The sequence below is a fragment of the Desulfatibacillum alkenivorans DSM 16219 genome (assembly GCF_900142135.1).
Taxonomy (GTDB): Bacteria; Desulfobacterota; Desulfobacteria; order Desulfobacterales; family Desulfatibacillaceae; genus Desulfatibacillum; species Desulfatibacillum alkenivorans.
Window position 1 is genome coordinate 422538 of record NZ_FQZU01000001.1, and the last position, 18750, is coordinate 441287.

General features: G+C 57.8%; 17 protein-coding genes. All 17 read right to left on the reverse strand.

Going from position 1 to position 18750, the window contains the following annotated elements; all coding sequences use genetic code 11:
• Positions 1 to 353: 353 nt before the first annotated feature.
• The gene (locus BUE18_RS01675; RefSeq protein WP_211482773.1) at positions 354 to 1937 is read right to left on the reverse strand and encodes an acyl-CoA carboxylase subunit beta; all 1584 of its coding nucleotides are present in this window, start codon (positions 1935 to 1937) and stop codon (positions 354 to 356) included.
• Positions 1938 to 1967: 30 nt separating this feature from the next.
• Positions 1968 to 2753 (reverse strand): enoyl-CoA hydratase/isomerase family protein, encoded by a 786-nt coding sequence (locus BUE18_RS01680; RefSeq protein WP_083610695.1) that lies wholly within the window; start codon positions 2751 to 2753, stop codon positions 1968 to 1970.
• Between the two features lie 30 nt (positions 2754 to 2783).
• Positions 2784 to 3737, reverse strand: coding sequence for an NAD(P)H-dependent flavin oxidoreductase (locus BUE18_RS01685; protein ID WP_073472212.1), 954 nt, complete (start codon positions 3735 to 3737; stop codon positions 2784 to 2786).
• Positions 3715 to 5289, reverse strand: coding sequence for a class I adenylate-forming enzyme family protein (locus tag BUE18_RS01690; protein ID WP_073472214.1), 1575 nt, complete (start codon positions 5287 to 5289; stop codon positions 3715 to 3717). Before BUE18_RS01690 ends, BUE18_RS01685 begins: the two co-directional genes overlap by 23 nt.
• Positions 5290 to 5459: 170 nt before the next feature.
• Complete coding sequence (locus BUE18_RS01695) at positions 5460 to 6257, reverse strand: enoyl-CoA hydratase/isomerase family protein (protein ID WP_073472216.1); 798 nt, start codon at positions 6255 to 6257, stop codon at positions 5460 to 5462.
• 81 nt (positions 6258 to 6338) lie between these two features.
• Entirely contained in the window at positions 6339 to 6749 is a 411-nt protein-coding gene (locus BUE18_RS01700) for a pyridoxamine 5'-phosphate oxidase family protein (protein WP_073472217.1), read from the reverse strand.
• Positions 6750 to 6775: 26 nt separating this feature from the next.
• Positions 6776 to 8500, reverse strand: coding sequence for a vWA domain-containing protein (locus BUE18_RS01705; RefSeq protein WP_244549260.1), 1725 nt, complete (start codon positions 8498 to 8500; stop codon positions 6776 to 6778).
• Entirely contained in the window at positions 8475 to 9323 is an 849-nt protein-coding gene (locus BUE18_RS01710; protein WP_073472220.1) for an AAA family ATPase, read from the reverse strand. Before BUE18_RS01710 ends, BUE18_RS01705 begins: the two co-directional genes overlap by 26 nt.
• Before the next feature lie 235 nt (positions 9324 to 9558).
• A complete protein-coding gene (locus BUE18_RS01715; protein WP_073472223.1) occupies positions 9559 to 9897 on the reverse strand; it encodes a hypothetical protein in 339 nt (112 codons plus the stop codon).
• A 120-nt stretch (positions 9898 to 10017) separates the two neighbouring features.
• Positions 10018 to 10239, reverse strand: coding sequence for a hypothetical protein (locus BUE18_RS01720; protein WP_012610863.1), 222 nt, complete (start codon positions 10237 to 10239; stop codon positions 10018 to 10020).
• A gap of 75 nt (positions 10240 to 10314) precedes the next feature.
• Positions 10315 to 12813 (reverse strand): pyruvate formate lyase family protein, encoded by a 2499-nt coding sequence (locus BUE18_RS01725; protein WP_073472347.1) that lies wholly within the window; start codon positions 12811 to 12813, stop codon positions 10315 to 10317.
• Between the two features lie 114 nt (positions 12814 to 12927).
• Entirely contained in the window at positions 12928 to 13092 is a 165-nt protein-coding gene (locus BUE18_RS01730; RefSeq protein ID WP_012610861.1) for a benzylsuccinate synthase gamma subunit family protein, read from the reverse strand.
• A 60-nt stretch (positions 13093 to 13152) separates the two neighbouring features.
• Complete coding sequence (locus BUE18_RS01735) at positions 13153 to 13521, reverse strand: hypothetical protein (protein WP_073472224.1); 369 nt, start codon at positions 13519 to 13521, stop codon at positions 13153 to 13155.
• A gap of 64 nt (positions 13522 to 13585) precedes the next feature.
• On the reverse strand, positions 13586 to 14548 hold the full coding sequence (locus BUE18_RS01740) for a glycyl-radical enzyme activating protein (RefSeq protein ID WP_073472226.1): 963 nt from the start codon (positions 14546 to 14548) through the stop codon (positions 13586 to 13588).
• 50 nt (positions 14549 to 14598) lie between these two features.
• Positions 14599 to 15933: an MmgE/PrpD family protein gene (locus BUE18_RS01745; RefSeq protein WP_073472228.1), complete on the reverse strand. Its 1335-nt coding sequence runs from the start codon at positions 15931 to 15933 to the stop codon at positions 14599 to 14601.
• Positions 15930 to 16898, reverse strand: coding sequence for a methylmalonyl Co-A mutase-associated GTPase MeaB (gene meaB / locus BUE18_RS01750; RefSeq protein WP_170868232.1), 969 nt, complete (start codon positions 16896 to 16898; stop codon positions 15930 to 15932). The genes BUE18_RS01745 and meaB overlap by 4 nt, the downstream gene beginning before the upstream one ends.
• A gap of 57 nt (positions 16899 to 16955) precedes the next feature.
• Complete coding sequence (locus BUE18_RS01755; protein ID WP_073472231.1) at positions 16956 to 18731, reverse strand: methylmalonyl-CoA mutase family protein; 1776 nt, start codon at positions 18729 to 18731, stop codon at positions 16956 to 16958.
• Positions 18732 to 18750 lie beyond the last annotated feature (19 nt).

The following is an 18750-nucleotide window of genomic DNA, read 5'->3' on the forward strand; positions in this document are numbered from 1 at the left end:
CCTGTTTGATGAATAGCGGTTGCACCGCGTCATTGTGCCGGCGGCCGGCGCGGCCGCCCCCCCCCAAGGCTTTGTCTCGCCCGATCATCATCGTTCGGGCGATCTGATTTCCATATTAGCACAGATCCGCTGGTAATTGCTATCACTAGCAGCAAATAAAACTTCCAATAGCTTAATTGACTGCCTTAAGGCATTTTAGTTGAATATATTTATTGCGGGGATTATTGGAAAAAAACGGGAGGGCGTCCATTTGGTCAAAGCAATAAAGATCCATAATTGAGAGGGCCCGCATCCTATCCTTGGCGCCTGGCGGAAAGGGGGCGAGGCGCCCCCATTTCCCGCACTTCGAATCCTTACAACGGAATGTTCCCGTGCCGCTTGGCGGGATGGTTGACTGTTTTGGTTCGCAGCATTTTCAAGGCTTTGACCAAAAAACGCCTTGTTTCGGCCGGCGCCACAACTTCCTCCACATTGGTGTTGGAGGAGACGTCGTAAATGGGGTTGGCGTAGGTTTCGCGGTACTCCTTCAACTTGTTTTGGAGAAAATCGGGGTCGGTCATGGCGTCGGGATGCCTGCCGTACAAGAGCATGACGGATTGATCCGCCCCCAGAATGCCCGTCTCCATGATGGGCCAGTATACCACAAGGTCCGTGCCCAGTCCCGGAAGCACCCCCATGCCAAGGTTCCCCCCTCCGTAGGCCTTGCGGGTGACCACGGAAATCCTGGGCACGGCGGCCTCGCACAAGGCGTACAGAACCTTGGCGCCATGCCGGATAATGCCTGCGTGCTCCTGAGCGGACCCAGGCAGATAGGCCGGGGTGTCCACCAACAGGACCAGGGGAATATTGAATGAGTCGCAGAACCGGATGAACCGGGCCTGTTTGTCGCTGCTGTTCACCGTCATGGACCCGGCCATGACCTTGGGTTGATTGGCTATGATCCCCACGGACCGGCCGTCCAGCCGGGCAAAACCCACCACGACTTCTTTGGCGAACTCCTTTTTAACTTCAAAAAAATCTCCATTGTCCACAATGACCTTGACGGCCTCCCGGACGTCATAGGGCTTGTTGGGAGCGGTGGGCACGATGTCGGCGAGCTCGTGGCACATGCGGTCCGGGGCGTCCCCTGTTTCCACGATGGGAGGCTGTTCATCGCAATTCAGGGGGAGAAAACTCAACAGAGTGCGTATGTCGGTCAGAAGCGTTTTTTCGTCCGGGCTCCGGAAATCGCAGTTTCCCGACACCTGGGCGTGAACCCGGGCGCCGCCAAGGTCCTCCATGCTGATTTCCTCCCCGGTGACCATTTGCACCACCATGGGGCCGGTAATGAACATGTGGCTGGTTTTATCCACCATAAAGACAAAATCATTCAAGGCCGGAGAATAGACGGAAATCCCGCCGCAGGCGCCCATGATGGCCGAAATCTGGGGAATAATCCCGGAAGCCAGGGTGTTGGGATAAAACACCGAGCCCCCGTGCTTTTGGGAAATGCTGCCGAAAATAGACCGCTTGCCGGCGGACAAAAACTCCAGCTCGTCCTGGTTGGGCAGCCGCGCTCCCGGGGAGTCGTGCAGCCCGATCAGGGGCGCCCGCATTTCCAGGGCCCGCTCTATGGTGCGGTACATCTTGTACCCGTGCTCTATGCCCACGGACCCGCCCCGCACCGTACGGTCCTGGGAGTAGACAAAGACCTGGCGGCCGTTTATGGTTCCGCTTCCGCACACCAAGCCGTCCGCCGGGGCGTCGGCCTTGTGGCCCGCCAGCATGTTGAGCTCCAAAAAGCTGTCAGGGTCCAGCAAAAAATCCAGCCTTTCCCTGGCGGTCATTTTGCCTTCGCTATGATGTTTTGCAATGCGATCCTCTCCGCCGCCCAGGCGGACTTTCGCACGGGCTTCCTCCAATTGGGCAATTCTTTTGGAATACAATTCGTCCATCATGATCTCCCTTTATGAAATCCCGCAGGGGACTTATTTGCCTTTGAACACAGGCTCCCGTTTTTCCAGAAAGGCTCCGAAGCCCTCGATCATATCCTCCGTCTGCATGCATACGGAGAGCACATAGGATTCATAGTCCAGCGCCTGGGGCAGGTCCCATTTTCCGAAATTTTGCAGGCCGCGCTTGGCAAAGGCTATGGGAATGGGGGCGTTATGGGCGAAACGATAGGCCATGTCCCAGGCAGCCTGGGCCAGTTTCTCCTGGGGAACCAGCTTGTTCAAGAGGCCTATGCGCAAGGCTTCCTCCGCTTCCACCACTTCGCCGCCGAAAATAAGCTCGCAGGCTTTGGAATAGCCCACCAGGCGGGGCAGAAAATAAACGCCTCCCCAATCCGGGTGCACGCCGCGCCGGACGAACACCTGGCCGAATTTGGCCTTGTCGCTCCCGATCCGAATGTCGCAGGCCAGGGCCAGGTTGCATCCTCCCCCGGCGGCCGGGCCGTTGACGGAGGCGATGACCGGCTTTTCCATGCGGTTGATCAACAGCACCGCCTGGTTCATGGCATGGCGCTCCGCCGTAACGGTTGGGGCCAGGGCCTTGGTGGTTCCCGAGGCGAATTCGCCCACGTCCCCGCCTGTACAGAAGTATTTTCCGGCGCCCGTGACGACCACGCACCGGACGTCTTTGTCGGCCGCTGCATCCTCCAGGGCCTGGACGATTTCCTGACGCATGAGCCCGCCAAAGGAGTTATACCTATCAGGCCGGTTAAGAGTTATCAGGGCCACGTGCTCTTTTTTTTCCAACAGGACATGTTCCATAATCCCCCCATAGATGACGACGCAAAAAACTCAGCTAAAAAAAGACTTTTCCATTTGCCAGCCAATCCGCCTGAGGCCTTCCGTGATTTCGCGGATGATTTCCTCCACGCTTTGCTCCCCGGCGACAAGCCCTGCCGTCTGGCCGCACGGCATAACCGCGGTTTGCCGGTCCCCTCCGCTCATGACGTAAGTGGCGTCTCCGGACTTGATCATGGCCTTGTCCGCTTCGCCGGCGTCCATGCCCGCAACCATCTTTGTGACCGCGTTTTTCAAGACCCGGATGGGCATGGCTTCCTTCCCCAGGATCAGGGTTGCCTCGCAGTCCGCGTTTATAAGGCAGTCCTTGAAAAAGGCCGGAGCGCCGCTTTCCGTGCTGAGGACAAAGCGCGTCCCCATCTCCACCCCTTGGGCGCCCAGGGCGAAAGCCGCGGCCGCGCCCCGGGAGTCGGCTATGCCTCCGGCTGCGATGACCGGGATGTCCAGGTTGTCCACAAGCTGGGGGATGAGGCAAAAGCTTGTCACATGCTCCCTCCCCACATGTCCTCCCGCTTCAAAGCCCATGGCCGTGACCGCGTCCACGCCGGCGTCCTGGGCTTTCAGGGCCATGGCCAGGGAGGAAACCTTGTGCACGACCTTGAGCCCGCCCTCCCGGGCCAGACCCATAATCTTGGCCGGACTCCCGGCGGAGGTGCTGATGGTCTTCACGCCCATTTCAATGGCGACCTCAATGAGTTCCTGCGCATTGGGCCGATACACCGGAATATTCACGCCCACCGGCTTGTCCGTCAGGGCTTTAACCTCTTCCAATTGCCTGCGCAGGGTTTCGGGCGCCATGCCCGAGGCGGCGATGAGGCCGAATCCCCCGGCATTGGAGACCGCTGCGGCCAGCCTGGCGTGCGTGATCAGCCGCATGGCGCCCAGAACAATGGGGTATTGGGTTCCCAGGATTTCCGAAACCGGGTTATTCTTGCTGCAACTTGGCATACTCCTCCTTCAATTCCATTTTCTTGACTTTCATGGTGGCGGTGAGCGGCAATTCCTCCACAAAGAAAATTTTGGAAGGATGCTTGAACCGGGCCGCTTTTCCCTGGAGGTATTCCAAAACCTCTTCCTCGGTCAGCTCCTGGCCCATGGCGGGCACGATAAAGGCGGCGCCCGTCTCCCCCCATTTTTCGTCGGGCACTCCGATGATGGAAACATTCAACACCTTGGGATGGCCCGCCAGGATCTTTTCCACCTCCGCGGGATACACGTTTTCGCCGCCGCTGCGGTACATGTCCTTGGCCCGGTCCACAATGTACAAGTAGCCTTCCTCATCCATATACCCCAGGTCGCCGGTGTTCAGAATGCCGTTGACAATGGCTTTTTCCGTCATGTCAGGCAGGTTCCAATAGCGGCTCATGACCGTAGGGCCCTTAGCGAGAATATGGCCGATTTCCCCCGGGGGAAGCTCCTTGCCGTTGTTGTCCCCAATCCACACATGGGCGAAAAAGCCGGGCTTGCCGATGGAACCCATTTTTCGCTGGATGTCTTCCTTGGGAACAAGGGTCATGGCGCTGCATTCGGTCTGGCCGAAGCCCTGCTGCATGTAGAGCCCCCGTTTGGCCAGTTCCTCAAACAGGCTGGGGGGCGTTCTTTCCCCGCCTCCCATGACGCTGCGTACGCTGGAAGCGTCAATCTGATCCAGCTTGCCTGTGTCCAGGATAAACCGCCACATGGTGGTGAGCGCGAAAACCGCCGTGGCTTTATAACGCTCTATGTCCCGGGCGAACTCATCCGGGTTGAATCCCCGCCGCATGACCAGGGTGATGCCCGAAAAAATCACGGGGGTGGCCACAATGAACAGGCCTCCCGAATGGAACAAGGGCATTTGGGCCACCATGACTTCGTTGGCGCAGATGTCCTGATTGTCCTGCACATAGAGAGAGGTTTGAAAGCACTTGAAATAGGTCTGCCCGTGGGAAAGGACCGCGCCTTTGGGATTGCCGGTTACGCCGCTGGTGTAAACGATGGCCAAATCGTCGTCCATGGCGATGGGGCTGTCCGGGACGGGCTCGGTAACGGGCTTGTCGTCCGCGCCTTCATGAAAATCAACGGCCCATTCAGGCCGGGCCGGGGCGTCGGGGTTTCCGCTTTGGCAATAGACGAACTTGTCGTTTTCCACCTTCAGGTTGGAACGAACAGGATCGATGGAGTAAAAAAAGCAGTCGTGAAAAAGCAGCAGGCGGCATTGGGAGTCGTTGATTTGGTATTCCAGCTCCGGGCCTGTCAGCCGCCAGTTCAAGGGAACGAATATGACCCCCAGCTTGGCCGCCGCAAAGTAGCATTCCAAAAACTCCATGCAATTGAGCATGAGCACGCCGATCCTGTCGCCCTTTTTGATCCCCAACTCCTGCAGATAATGGGCGCACCGGTTGGCGCCCTGGTTAAGCTGTTTGTACGAAAAAGGTTTGTCTTCAAAAATAACGGCAGTCTTGTCAGGCGTGTTTTGCTCTCTTTTTTTGATAATATATCCCACATCCCAATGCGTTGACATAACAAAATTCTCCTTTCTTTTCAGGGCGTTTTACGTGCAAGTCAAGCTCCGGCGAAGGGCCTCGGGTTTTGAACGCAAAACGCCTGTCCGGGCCAAGCCGCCCGAAAATTCCGAAGCGCGCCCCCATGGGGACGGCCTTCTATTTGGTAATTATGATTTTACAAAACCCCTTATATTCCCTGGAACACGGGGCTCCTCTTTTCAATAAAGGCCAGTTGGCCTTCTTTAAGATCCTCGCTGGCAAAGCTCTCCGCCTGAAGCTGTTCCGCCAAAGCCTTCTGCTCGGCGGTCAATCCGGTTTGGCGGGCCAGCATATTTAGTATGGTTTTGGCGCCTTTGAGGGAAAGAGGCGCATTGCCGGCGATGGAGGCGGCGAAACGCTCGACCTCTTCCTGAAACGTCTCCCTGGGATACAAATGGCTGACCACTCCCATTTCCCTGGCCTGACGCGCGGTGTACGTCCCCGCGGTCATAAACAGCTCCCGGGTTACGCTCATTCCAACGGCGTCCACAAATTGCCGGAAGCCTTCCGCGTGGTAGACCAACCCCAATTTGGCCGGAGGCATTCCGAATTTGGCGTCGTCCGCCGAGACCCTGATATCGCAGCATACCGAAAGGTTCAGGGCCGCGCCGAAGCAGAACCCGTTCCACGCGGCCAGGGTGGGATAGGGGAAGTTTTCCAGGGAGTGCAGCGCCAGTTCAATAGGATTGGCGCTTTTTAAAAGCTCTTCCATTTCCGGGGCGATGTCCGTAGGTATCGCCGTAATATCATACCCGGAAGAAAAGGCCCGGCCCCGGCCTCCCGTTACGACCACGCACCGGACTTCCGAGCCTTTGGACCATTCCTCCAAAGCCAGGTGCATCCGGATGAGCATGTCCGGCGTGAGGGAATTCCTTTTTTCCGGACGGTTGAAGGTCAGGGTTCCCACATGGTTTTTTACTTCCACGAGCAGGTTGTCCCGGGTCATAAGCAGCTTCCTTTCCCTGTACGCCCCCTTGCCTGTGCAGAGGGCCGGCCTTGCTTGGGCGATTCCGGCCACAGGCCCGGATCAAACCCCCTGCCCGAAATCCAGGATTGGCCGGGTTTCCACCACTTCCAGCTTGACAAGGTGCTTGAGCATGGAGGCGGCGTCGCCAATACGTTTTTTGATTTCCGCATGAACCGCCTCGAACTCCGGCCCTGCGTCGGCCGTGTCCAGCATTTTCAAATAAAGGCGGCATCCTTCCATGGCCATGCCGGCCTTGCCGTGGATGCTCACAAAAAGGGCGGCGAAGGGATTTTGATTGAGATTGTCGTAGGTCCTGTTATCGCCCAGCATCAGGCGGATTTTGTCGCCGTCCACCAGCATGGGGGAGCCGAAAACCGCCGCATTAACCCTTCCTTCGGCGTTGGCGGTGGCAAGCACATTGGTTCTGTCGGGCGACTCCAGGAATTCGGCGACGGTTTCACTTACCTGCATAACGTTTCTCCTTTGCGTCTTGAGCTTCAATCAGTGGAAAAGATCCTGTTCAGCCTGTTTTCAGCGGCCAGGTTTTTTGCGTCTCCATACAGAAAAGACCATTTTAAAAGTTTTTCCATGGCGGACGGAAGCTGTCCGAAGCGGCTTACGAACTGAATGGTCCTCCCATACTGCTCCTGCATTCGGCTCCGGTCCTTTACGCCGCATCCAATGGTGACCAGATTGATGTTTTGCTGACGGCAGTAGTTTATCCCGCACGACGCATCCACCCCGAAATTGGACTCCCCGTCCGTGACGTGGATCAGCAGCTTGCGCCGCTTGTCTTTCGGCATAAAATAAGCCGCCGCGATGATGGCCTGCCCCGAGGCGGTCTGGCCGCTGGGCGGGACGGATAAAAGGTTTCGGCCGGAAATCAGCCGGGACATCATGCAAATGCCGTCCATTTCAAAATAGGCCCAGGCGCCCAGGCGGTTTTGCGAGCCGGAAAGGGCCTTGTGCATGTTGCCCACGGTGTTTTCCACCATGCGCCATTTACCGCCCCGCATGCTGCCCGTGGCGTCCAAAAGCAGGGTGACGTTCCAGTCCTCGGAAGGCATGGAATCCACCTGACGAAAGCAGCGGCCGTTGATGGGGGCCCGGTAAAGCCTCCGCCGGTCTATGCGTCCGCTGGCAAGGCCCCGGCTTACGATTTTTTGCCGCTCTGCGTAATTGGCGAATACAGCCCTCAGCCGGCCCACGGTTTTCCGGTCTATGACCGGGTGGGCGGCGATGTTGAAATCCCATCTGGATATGGGCGCCACGTCCGGGTTATCCGGCCCGACTATGGACCGGATAATGGGCGTAATATCCGCGGAGCCTTGCGCAAGGCTGACTTCGACATCCCGTCTCAGCTCGGCGTCCAGGCTTCCTTTTTTCGTTTCGGCGGGCAGGGGGGCGTCCTGCGCATTGACGCTGGAGACAGCCGCCGGCGCCCACAAAAGGCGTTTATCCTGAATAGACAGGCCTCTCAGGGCCCCTTCGAGCGCAGCCCAGGCGTTTTTGTAGAGGGCCGCCCGCTCCTGGCAGCGCTGGAGTACGCCTGCGCGCCGATCCGGAAGACTCTTCAGGTTTCCGGTCAGATTTTGAAGGATCTCCAGGCCCTTTTCATAGGCCGGGTTCATGGCGTCCACATCCTGTACAGTCCATACGGACGCCCACCAAAGATGAATGAGAGCCTCCAGGGTGGGCTTTTCTCTGTTTAAGCGGGATTCGGCCTCCTCCAAAACCCTGTTTCGGACGCCGGACGTGTAGCGGCCCAGGACCGAGCGGTCCGCCAGGAGGTCCACGTAGATATCCTCGCCGGTGTGGACAATTTTTTGAAAGGCGACCCTGGACATTCCGGGCAATGCGGCAAAATCCGGGGAGAGCAGTTTCCAGACTTTTTCCGACCATTCCGTTTTATGGAAGGCCTCATGGACCGTCAGCCCCACGGCCGCATCCACGGTCTTGGGAGGCACGGGGTATTCGCCCATCACCAGGGCCGGATCAATGACAATGGAAGCCGCTTCACCGTGGGACATGCCCGAATATTCGATCACGCCCACATTAGGCCCGATGTGGCCGGCCGCCTTGCGGAGCGCCCGAAGCAGGTTGGCAAGCTCCTCGGCTTCGATGCAGGAGGTGTTTTTCCGCCAGAAGCCTGACAGGGACGGAGGCGCCGCGTCCCCATGATGATCGGCTCGCGGATTAGTATGCATTGTATCTGCTTCCATTGGATTTTTCCGTTGCTCCGGTCTGCAGGTGCAGGGAGAGCAGCACCGATTCCAGAATATCGCGGCTCACCTGAAGGCTTTCGGCGAAAGCCTCCTTCACCGTAGCTCCTACGGCGACCATTTCGGCGATCATGAGGGTGTGACGGGTGGACACGGTAACGGGCTCCTGGGCGTTTTTTCTAAGCTGGCCCGCCACATTCACGATGGTTTGGGCGTCCGCCGGGCTGATTCCGGTTTTCAGGTGCAAAACATTGGTTTCCACTTGGGGCGTCAGATAGTCCATGAGGGTCACGTAAAACCGGTCCCTCAAGGCGGCGTCCAGCATTTCGGTTCCCACAAACTCCTCGCCCTCATTAAGGGTTGCGAAAAAAACCACCCCCGGCGCCACCTTGATAAGCCCCAATTCGTCGGTCCAGACCTGCCGGTCCTGGGAGAGAACCGAAAACAGCATGTTCAAAGCCTTGGGATGTTCCGGCCTGTTGATTTCCTCCAGGTGAATCACGCATCCGGGAGTTTGGATGGCCTGGGGGAAAAGGAACTGCTGATAATAGGTCTCGCCGTCCTTGAGCCTGTGCTCTCCAAAAAGCTGTCCGGGTTCGGATAAAACGCCGATTTGAAAGGCGGCCAGGGGGCGATGGTTCCTGGCGGCGAACTGACGCACCATGGTGGATTTTCCGCAGCCCTGCCTGCCGGCCGCCAGTACATTGACGGGGTGGCGTTGCGACAAGGCTTCGATCCTTCCCAGGTTGTCAATGATGTCTTGGGGCAGGAAAAAATGCTCCTCCCGCTGGGGGATTTCCAATCCGTGTTCCGTTTCCGCCATTGTTTCTCCCTTTATTGTTCTTGTCCCCGTGCTTTGCGTGGGGACGCATACGGATGCAACTAAAAGCCATTGGGATTTAAGTTCCAATGTTGGGTTCAAAGCCCAACAACGCCATCGGTCAGGAATGACGACTAGCCGGACTTCTTAAACCAACCTGCGGCTTGTCTACTGCGATGTAGGTTGGGTAGAGCTTGCGAAACCCAACAAAATCAGTCGACTGGATCTCAATAACGCCTTAAAAAAACAACTCCCGGGACCGCTGTTTGATAAAATCCCCCAACTGGGGAATATTCCAGCGTTCGTTCATACGCCGCAGCCCGCCTATCAATTCCATGGCCCTTTTCTGCACCTCCGGCTCGTCAGAACGTTCTATCCCGGCCAGTTCCCGGCACAGATCGCGCATTTGCACTTCTTCCTTTTCCAGAGCCGCGGCCCGGGAGAACATGACATGAGCCCCGCACCGGGGGCATTGGCGCATATCGGACTCCCCGCAGGCGGGGCAGCCGTTTTTGCATAGAAAGGCAAAGTCATGGACTTCGCCCTTAAAACCGCATTCATGACAAGCAAGCTCCACGCTTACCTCCTTGGCTCCGCCTTATCCGGGCGTTTGCATTGATTAAGCCCTGCCTGATGCCTAAAAGCCGGGCCGGGAGCATCTTATGCCGAAAGAAATCCCGGCCCGGCGGCGAAACAATTACCTGGCGTCTTCGGCCAAGCCTTCAATGCCCGCGGATTTGCCCCAGGGGGCCTCGCCCGCGTCCACCCTCTGGCGGGCTTCCCCGGCCATTTCGTCTACGGCGAGCCATGCCTGGCATTGGGGGCACTGACGCAGGGTTATGGGAGCGTCAATGCGTGCGTTGTAGAGATACCGGAAAGAGGAAACTCCGGCTTCGTGACTGCATTCCGTGCATTTCATGTGTTTTCCTCCCAAAATCCGGGGGTCTCAGCCCCCGGATTTTTTCTTTCTTGCGGAATGATGCATTTCCTCCGGTTAGATGCCCTGGACGGTCCTTTGAATGATGTTGTCCTGGGTTTTGCGGGAAATATCCACAAAATGGGCGCTGTATCCGGCCACCCGGACGATGACCTCGGAGTATTTCTCCGGATCCTTTTGAGCGGCCCGCAGGGTTTCGTCCGAAACCATATTGAACTGGACGTGGTCCAGCCCCAGGTCGGCCCAGGTGCGGATATAGGCTTTCCAAAGCTGATAGCCTTTTTCCCCGGCCAATTGGGTGGGGGAAAGCCGCTGGTTCAACAGGAACGCCCGGCCGTCGGAAACGTGGTCGATTTTGCCGCAGGATTTCAAAACGGCCGAGGGGCCTTTTTTGTCCAGGCCGGGGCCGGGGGAAATGCCGCCGTCGTACAGGGCGTCCCCGCACCGGCGCCCGTTGGGCAGCGCGCCCACGATGGAGGCGTAATGAATATTGCCGGAGACGTTTTCTGGCAGGATGGGCCAGCTGTTGCCCGAGGGACATTTCATGACGCGGCTGTGCCTGGCGGTTTCCCGGAGGCAGCGAAGCATGATGTCGTCCACGTAATCGTCGTCATTGCCCCATTTGGGAGCGTTGTTGACGAAGTCCAGGCGCATTTCCTCGTAACCGTCCCAATTGGCTTTAAGAGCGGAGAGCAACTGCTCCATGGTGTATTTTTTATCGTCAAAAACCAGCTTTTTGACCGCGGCCAGGGAGTCGATGTTTTCCACCCAGGTGAATGCCGTGACCCAGCAGTTGCCGCGGTCCCCGACCGGGCTCACCACGTCCAGGCCTGATTCCACACTGCGTTCGCTCATGCCGGAGAGAAAAGGCCTGCCGAAAAACTCGGGGTCCTTGTATCTGCCCAGGTTGACGGTGCGGACCAGGAGGCTGGTGAGCCATTCCATCTGTTTGACCCAGGCCTGGAAAAGCTCCTCAAAATCATGGAACTTGGCGGCGTCCCCGGTTTCCGGCCCCATTTGCATGCCCACCACGTGGTCATAGCCGTTGTGCAGGGCGTATTCCACCATCTTGGCGCAGTTGGCGGTGGCTGAAGCCATGCGCATGGGCTGCACCCCGTGCTTGGTGGTGGGGCAGGGGCTCATGCAGGCCTGATGCACCCAGGTGCGCGCCTCTTCCAGAGGATGGCCGTGCCAGTGCATGGCGTTCTGGATCAGCAAGGGATCGTTGCGCATGGACGGATACCCCAGGCCGTGGCGGATGCACTCAAAGCATTCGCGCAGGACTTCGTCCTTGACCTTGGGATGCCACCGGAACCCAAAGGTGGGATTGGACACCCTGACCAGGCGGGCCGCCTGGAGAAAGGCGACGGTCAGATCGTTGCACGCATCCGAGCCGTCCTTGTTCACGCCCCCCAGGGTCCAGACCCAGGTGCCGGTAATGCCCTGAAGGCCTTCCCGCGCCCACCGGGGGGCGAAGCCGCCCACCTCGTAAGCCCGGATCATGAACTCGCCCACCAGATCCAATGCTTCTTCCTTGGTGAGGGTTTTGTCGACGTTCACGTCCTTGTCGTAATAGGGCCCGTGGTAATAGTCGGGCCTTGCCGGCCAGGCCCCTTCGTGGGCTTCCGTTCTGGCGAATATCTGGATGAAGTGGTCGTACTGCAGGGATTCCTGGAGATTCCTGGGCGCCCTGGCGGGAACTCTCTCGCAGGTTTCGGCGATTTTAAGCAGTTCTTCCCGCCGTTTTTCATCCGTCTCCATGTTTTCGGCCATGGTTCTCGCCAGCCTTGCATACCGCCTGGCGTGACGGATGCCCGCCTCCAGGACCAGGATCATGGCGTCCCAGTTCTGAAGCCTGTCGTAGATATCCAGGATTTCAGGGCCGGGGACGCCCACGGTTTTATCCTCGGCGTTTTCAACGGCTGCGTTGATTTCCTCGATAATGTCTTCAAATCCCCGCCTTCCCGCAAACAGGTACTCATAATCCTTGCCGGAGTAGCCGTAGGCGGAGGAAGGCGCTCCCCATCCAATGGCGCCGGATAGGAATTTCACCGCGTCTTCGGGGTCCAGGATGCGGGCCACTTTGTCCACGGCTGTCTGGCCCGCCCAATAGTCATTGAGCTCCGCCACTTTTTGCAGGGATTCGTTTTCGGGCTCAGGCATGATGCCCGGCTCGTTGTAAGCTTCCTCATTGACCATGGAAGCGCCGTCCACACGCCACATGATGGTGTTGGGCAGGCTGCCGAAGTAGCCCACCAGTTGGGAGTGGTCGGTGATGAAGATCGTTTTGTTGTCCAGGACATGGGCGATGGCCTTGGCTCTGCGCATCATGATCGGGTCGTATTTCCAGAATTTCCACATGTCCGTAAAAAGGGTCGCGCATTCCAAATCCAGCTTAATTCCCGGGGCGTAATTGCCCCCCAAAGCGCCTTTTTTCCATACAGATTTTCTTAAGTAATCCAGACGCTTGGAACGCTTTTTTTCGGCGACCCACCACCATTCCTGTTTGTCTTCCAGTTCTTGGACAGACTGGTCCTGTGCTGGTTCTGCTACCATTTCCATTCCTCCGCATTGTGGGACAATCTCCCCCCGGACCTGTCCCGTTTTGAATTATGGGTATGGTAAAAACCCAACTGATACGGTTTTTATGACTCTGCTTTTTTTCAGATTCTACTTCTTTTGAAAGGATTCACATCCGGAAGCGTCGTTATCCTCCCTGACCGGCTTGCTTTGGTAGAAAGCCTGCCTGGGATCCACCACCCTGCGGACGCAGTCCCCCTGGCCGGGTTCATCTTCCCTGAGGAAAAAACTTCTGCATTCGGCGCATGTCGACATAAGAACCATCACCTCCTTTCAATTCGGTTTGACCTGAGAATTCGATTGGCAGCGCAGCGTTTATTTAATGGCTTTTTCCATCTGACGCTGCACTCTCCTGTATGAAGGATCATTGACTTCGTTGCCGTCGGTATCAATTAAATCCTGGCGGTTGAAATACTCGCACCCGGCTCCGTCGCTGTTGAACAGAACGGTCAGGCTGGCCTGGCCTTCCATGACATAGACAGGCGGAGTCACCTTGATGTCGGACCCCACCTTGAGCTTTCTGCAATAGCCGCGGCCGTCCGAGGCGTAGGCGTTTTCGGAAAAGTTTTTGCAAAACCCGCATGCCTTCTCGGGGACGTTTTCCCTTTCCTCGACGGAACGGGCCTTGCTAACGTCTCCCAGCATTCCATTAGCCACTTGTTTCCACTGACTCCTCCGGGACATTGATGCCTCCTTGTCATGACGATGAGGGTTTTCAGGTTATACCGGGCGGATCAACCGCCGATGGTTAGTTTGCTTCTTCAAAGCCGGAGCCGCCGATGGTGGTTTTCAGGCCGCTCATTTCGTAAAACTCCTTGGGAATTTCCAGCAGGGAGGGCTCCATGGCCTCCACCCGCCCCAAGGGCCAATCCAGCCCCAGCCACCCGTATTTGTCCTGGCACCAGTTGTGGTAGGGCAGCAAATCCACCCGGCGGATTTTCCCGGGAAGGCCGTTCAAAAACTCCACGGCCGCCTTGTGATCCTCTATGGAATCATTGAAGCCGGGAACCACCGGGATTCGCACCCAGATTTCCACCCCGGTTTGAGTCAGGCGGGCGAGGTTTTTCATAATCAAGGCGTTATCCACGCCCGTCCATTGTTTGTGCTTCTCCGGGTCCGTGTGCTTGAGGTCGAACAACACGATGTCTGTGTAGGCGAGAAGTTTTTCCAAAACCTCCCAGGAGCAGTACCCGTTGGTGTCCAGGCAGGTGTGAAGCCCCCGAGCCTTGGCGCCCGCCAGAAGTTTTTCAGCGAAGTCCGGATGCGCCGTGGGTTCTCCGCCGGAAAGAGTCATGCCCCCTCCGGAGTTTTTGTAAAAGGGCAGGTCCGATTCCACTTCGTCCAAAATTTCCTTTACGGTCAGGAGCTTGCCCGTTATTTCCAGGGCGCCGTAAGGGCAAACCGCCGCGCATTGCATGGAATGGTTGCAGCGGGCAAGGTCGATTTTGTAATAATCCACGCCTTCCGACTGGGCCAGAACCGGGTCGATGGGAGGCTGGATCGCCTCCGTGGGGCAGGCTTCCATGCAGGCGCCGCATTGCACGCAGAGCCTTTTTTTCCAGTAAATCTGGGCTTTTGCGTCAATAGTTTCGGGATTATGGCACCAGGCGCACTTGAGGGGGCAGCCCTTTAAAAAGACGTTGGTGCGGAATCCCGGACCGTCGTTTATGGCAAAACGTTGAATTTCCGTAATCAAGCAGGCATTGCCCATTGATCCCTCCCGCTTCGTTTCCTTGTGACATGAAAATTTTTCGCCATAATTTAAAGAATCGCCGCAAAGTCCGCCATGTCCGCCGATTCCAAATGATCGATCCTTCCGGCAAGATCCTCCGCCTTTTCCAGGCCGATCACAGCGCCCGCCAGGTCCAGAAACTTGGCTCTGACGCGCTCCTGCTTGGCGTCCAGGGGCGGAATTTGCTGGAGAATGTCGGAAAAGCCTTCGTAGTCCCGGCCATTGGCCCTGATTACAACCCGGGATTCCAGGGCGGTCATGGACTCATCCTTGAGCAATTCAATTTTTTGCATCAGGCTTCTTACCTGGGAATCGTTCACCATGTCGTCGGTAAAGGCGGCCATGCCCGTGACTTCGCGGGTGAGGGCGTTGGCCACGCAATAGACTACGGAGAACTTGGCTTCGGTTCCGGTTTTGGGATTGGCGTTGGCCGCCGCCTGCATGGTGACCTCGGAGGAGTACACCCTAATGCTTTCAAGATCGTCCAGGCTCAGGCTGTTTTCCTGCATCACCTGCCTGGCGGCCTCCAAAGGCGAGTGGGTGGCGTGGCATGAGGCGTGGTACTTCTGGCTGAGGTTGACCACGTCCCACCCCAGGCCCAGCATGGACAGGATTTCGTCGTTCACCTTGCCGCGAAGCGCTTCAAAAAAACCCTGGGGCCCCTCCAGCACGTCATCAGCGCCGGTGAAGCCATCCCTTGCCAGCATGGCCGCCATCAGCCCGGACTGGCTTGCCCGGCCTGCATGAAAGGGCTTGCACATGGTGCCGAAACTGCGTTTAAGCCCCGAGGACTGGGTGGCCCCAATGCCCAAAGCCCAGGCGGTCTGCTGCGGATCCAGGCCCAGCAGCCGGGCGCATCCCGCGGCCGAGGCCATGTGACCCAAGGTGGATGTGCCGTGCCAGCCCGCCAGGTAATGATCCAGGCCGGCGCAGGCGCCGATGGTTCCTCCCACCTGGATTCCCATGATGTAGGCGTCCAGCAGATCCCTGCCGCTTTTGTTTTCCTTTTCCGCCAGAGCCAAGAGGGCGGGAAAAAGGGTGACCGAGGGATGCCCGAGAAAGGAAACCAAAGTATCGTCATAGTCCAATGCGTGGGACGCCGCGCCATTGATGAGGGCGGCCTGGCCCAGGGATTTTTTCTCTCCAAACCCGATGATCGTCGCCTGGGGGCTTCCGCCTTCCCGGCCGGCCCAGCGCATGAGTTTTTCCACCAGGGGCTCGTCCTTGCCGCCGTAGGTTACGGCCAGCCAGTCCATAAAAGCGGTCTTGGCGTGATCGTGCATTTCCTCCGGGATGGAGGAGGCGGGGGTGTTGGAGCAGAATCCCGCCAGTTTTTTGGTCATTCCCATTGTTTCGCCGGTCATGTGGTCTCCTTGATTCCAAACGCCTCCCGCATCAGGGGCAGCAGGGAGTCGGCCGCGGAATACGGATCGGTTTGCTGTTTCAAAATTTGATGGATTGCCTTGTCCAGGTCTCCGGTGCGGTCCCATTTGTCTTGCAGATAATGCAGGATTTCGCTTTCCATGAGTGAGAGGATTTCCTCTTTGATCCGCAGAGCCCGCCAGTCCGCCCGATTTTTACCCGCATCAAAGCCATGGACCAGGACGTCCACAAGCTCCCTGACGCCCTGATAATTGATGGCCGAGGTTTTCAGGATCGGCGGCCTGGGGCCGGAGCCTTCGGAAGCAATGTCCAGCATGCCGCCGATATCCGCCGCCACTTCATGCGCGCCTTCCCTGTCGGCCTTGTTAACCACGTACAGGTCGGCGATTTCCATGATTCCGGCTTTCAGGGCCTGAATGCCGTCTCCCTGCCCCGGAACGCAGACCACCATGACCAGGTCGGCGGTCTTGACGACTTCCACCTCGTCCTGGCCGACTCCCACGGTTTCAATGAGGATCACGTCCTTGCCGAAGGCGTCCAGAATTCTGCTGACGTCGCGGGCGCCCTGGCACAGACCGCCCAAAGCGCCTCTGGTGGCCATGGATCGGATGAAGATTTCCGGCAAGTTGACGGCATCCCGCATGCGCAGCCTGTCCCCCAGGAGGGCGCCTCCGGAAAAGGGAGAGGAGGGGTCCACCGCGATAATGCCCACGGTTCGGCCCCGGGAAACCAGTTCCCTGGCGATGGAGTTGGTCAGGGTGCTCTTGCCCGCGCCCGGGCTGCCGGTGACGCCGATGATTTTCGCCTTTCCCCCCAGGGGGTAAAGACGCTTCATGGCGTCCTTCCAGCCGTTTTCCCGATTCTCCACCAGGGTGATGATACGGGCCAGGGAGCGTTCGTTTCCCTTTTTCACCCCATCCAACAATGTTTCCCAAGATGCCTGCACCAGAGATTTCGTCCTTATGGGCTTGTGCGCCGAATGCTGAAAAGAGGCGCGGGATTATTACAATTTGACCGGCTGGGCCTCTCCAAAAACCTCGCGCAACGCGTCGCAGATTTCCTGCAGCGTACAGTCGTTTTTCACGCAGTCGCAGATGTCGGGCATCAGATTCCGGTTTTCGTCCTTGGCATGGGTCCTGAGCGAGGACAAAAGGCTTGCGGCCGTCCTGCCGTCGCGCGTTCTTTTCAATTCCCGTAGAGATGCCTTTTGCCGCTCTTCACAGGTGGCCATGAGGGCCGGGTCGTAGGTGGCTTCCACCTCCCGGTTTATGGTGACTTCGAGCTCCAGGTCGCTGGTGTAGCAATTAACGCCCACCACCAGATCCTCCTGGCTTTCAATGCGTTTTTGCTTTTCGTAGGCGCTTTTAGCCACGGCCTTGGGCATGTATCCGCTTTCAATGGCCGCCACCGCGCCGCCCATGCCCCTGATTTTATCCATTTCCGCCAGGGCTTCGGCTTCCAGTTCGTCCGTAAGGGACTCCATGAAATAGGACCCCGCCCAGGGATCGCACACGTCGGTCAGGCCGGTTTCATGCATGAGAATCCGCGTGGCGTCCAACTGCATCTGCACCGCCTCCTGGCTGTGGCCCAGCCCAAGGGGCTCGTCCCACGGGGGAAAAACCCCCGGCAGGCTGCCGGTCATGCCAGCCGCAACCCCTCCCACCACGGCCCTTGGCCAGTTGTTTAGGGTTCTTTGCAGCGTGGTGGAAGAACATCCGATATGGGCGGTGATCGGCTGGCGGATGGTCATGGCCTTGGGGTTTGTCACTCCAAAGTCTTCTTTCAGCATGCGGGCGTACATCCGGCGGGAAGCCCTGTGAAAAGCGATTTCCTTGTAGATTTCCATGGACCCGCCAAAGGCGTTGAACGTGAATTTGGTCAGAAAATCGTTGGGATCCAGGCCCGCTTTGATTCCTTCCTGGATGTAGGCGGCCGCGTTGGCCAGGGAAAAGGCCAGGTCCTGGGTGCGGGTGGCCCCGGCTTCCCGGATGTGGTAGCCGCCGATGCTGTTGACGTTCAGCAAGGGCATATGCTTGCGCATGAACTGCAGGGTGTCGCGAAAAAGGCGCAACGAAGGTCCGGCCGGATAGATATAGGTCCCCCGGGCGATGAACTCCTTTAAGATGTCGTTTTGGGGGGTTCCCCTAAGTGCGGCGGGGTCGACGCCCCTGGACCGTGCAAGCTCTGCGTACATGGCGATGATGATTGCGCAGGGAGCGTTTATGGTGAAGTTGGAGGGAACCTTGTCGATCTCAAGGTCTCCGGTGTAGGGCTCGTAGATGACGCAAAAATCGCGAAAACTGTCCACGGCCACCCCCACCCGCCCCACTTCGCCTTCCGCCATGGGAGAGTCCGAGTCGTAACCGCACTGGGTTACCAGATCAAAGGCCATGTTGGGGCCGCCGAAACGCCCCATGGAATGCATGCGTTTCAGATAATCGCGGTAGTCGGCGGCGGCGCCGAATCCGCCGTACTTGCCCACGCCCCTGGAGCCGCCCCAGTCCGGCCTGTAATTGGCCTGGGCCGCCAGTTTTTCATTGGCTTTGGCGAAATCAAAAGGAGCGTTTCCCGCGGTAAAGGGATATTGGCCGGGAAAACCGACCTTCTCGAGAAAATCAAAATCCTTTATAGCATTGGGCGTGTAAAAGCAGGTGGGAGACTTTTCCAGATTATAGCGGCTGACGCGCTTGTTCACTAAATTTTCCCGCCAGGATTTTTCCTCCCTGGCTATCTGCTCCCTTTTCTCCCGGCAGTCGCATTTGTTTTGATCGTCCTTCATGAACCCCCTCTTTGCAGCG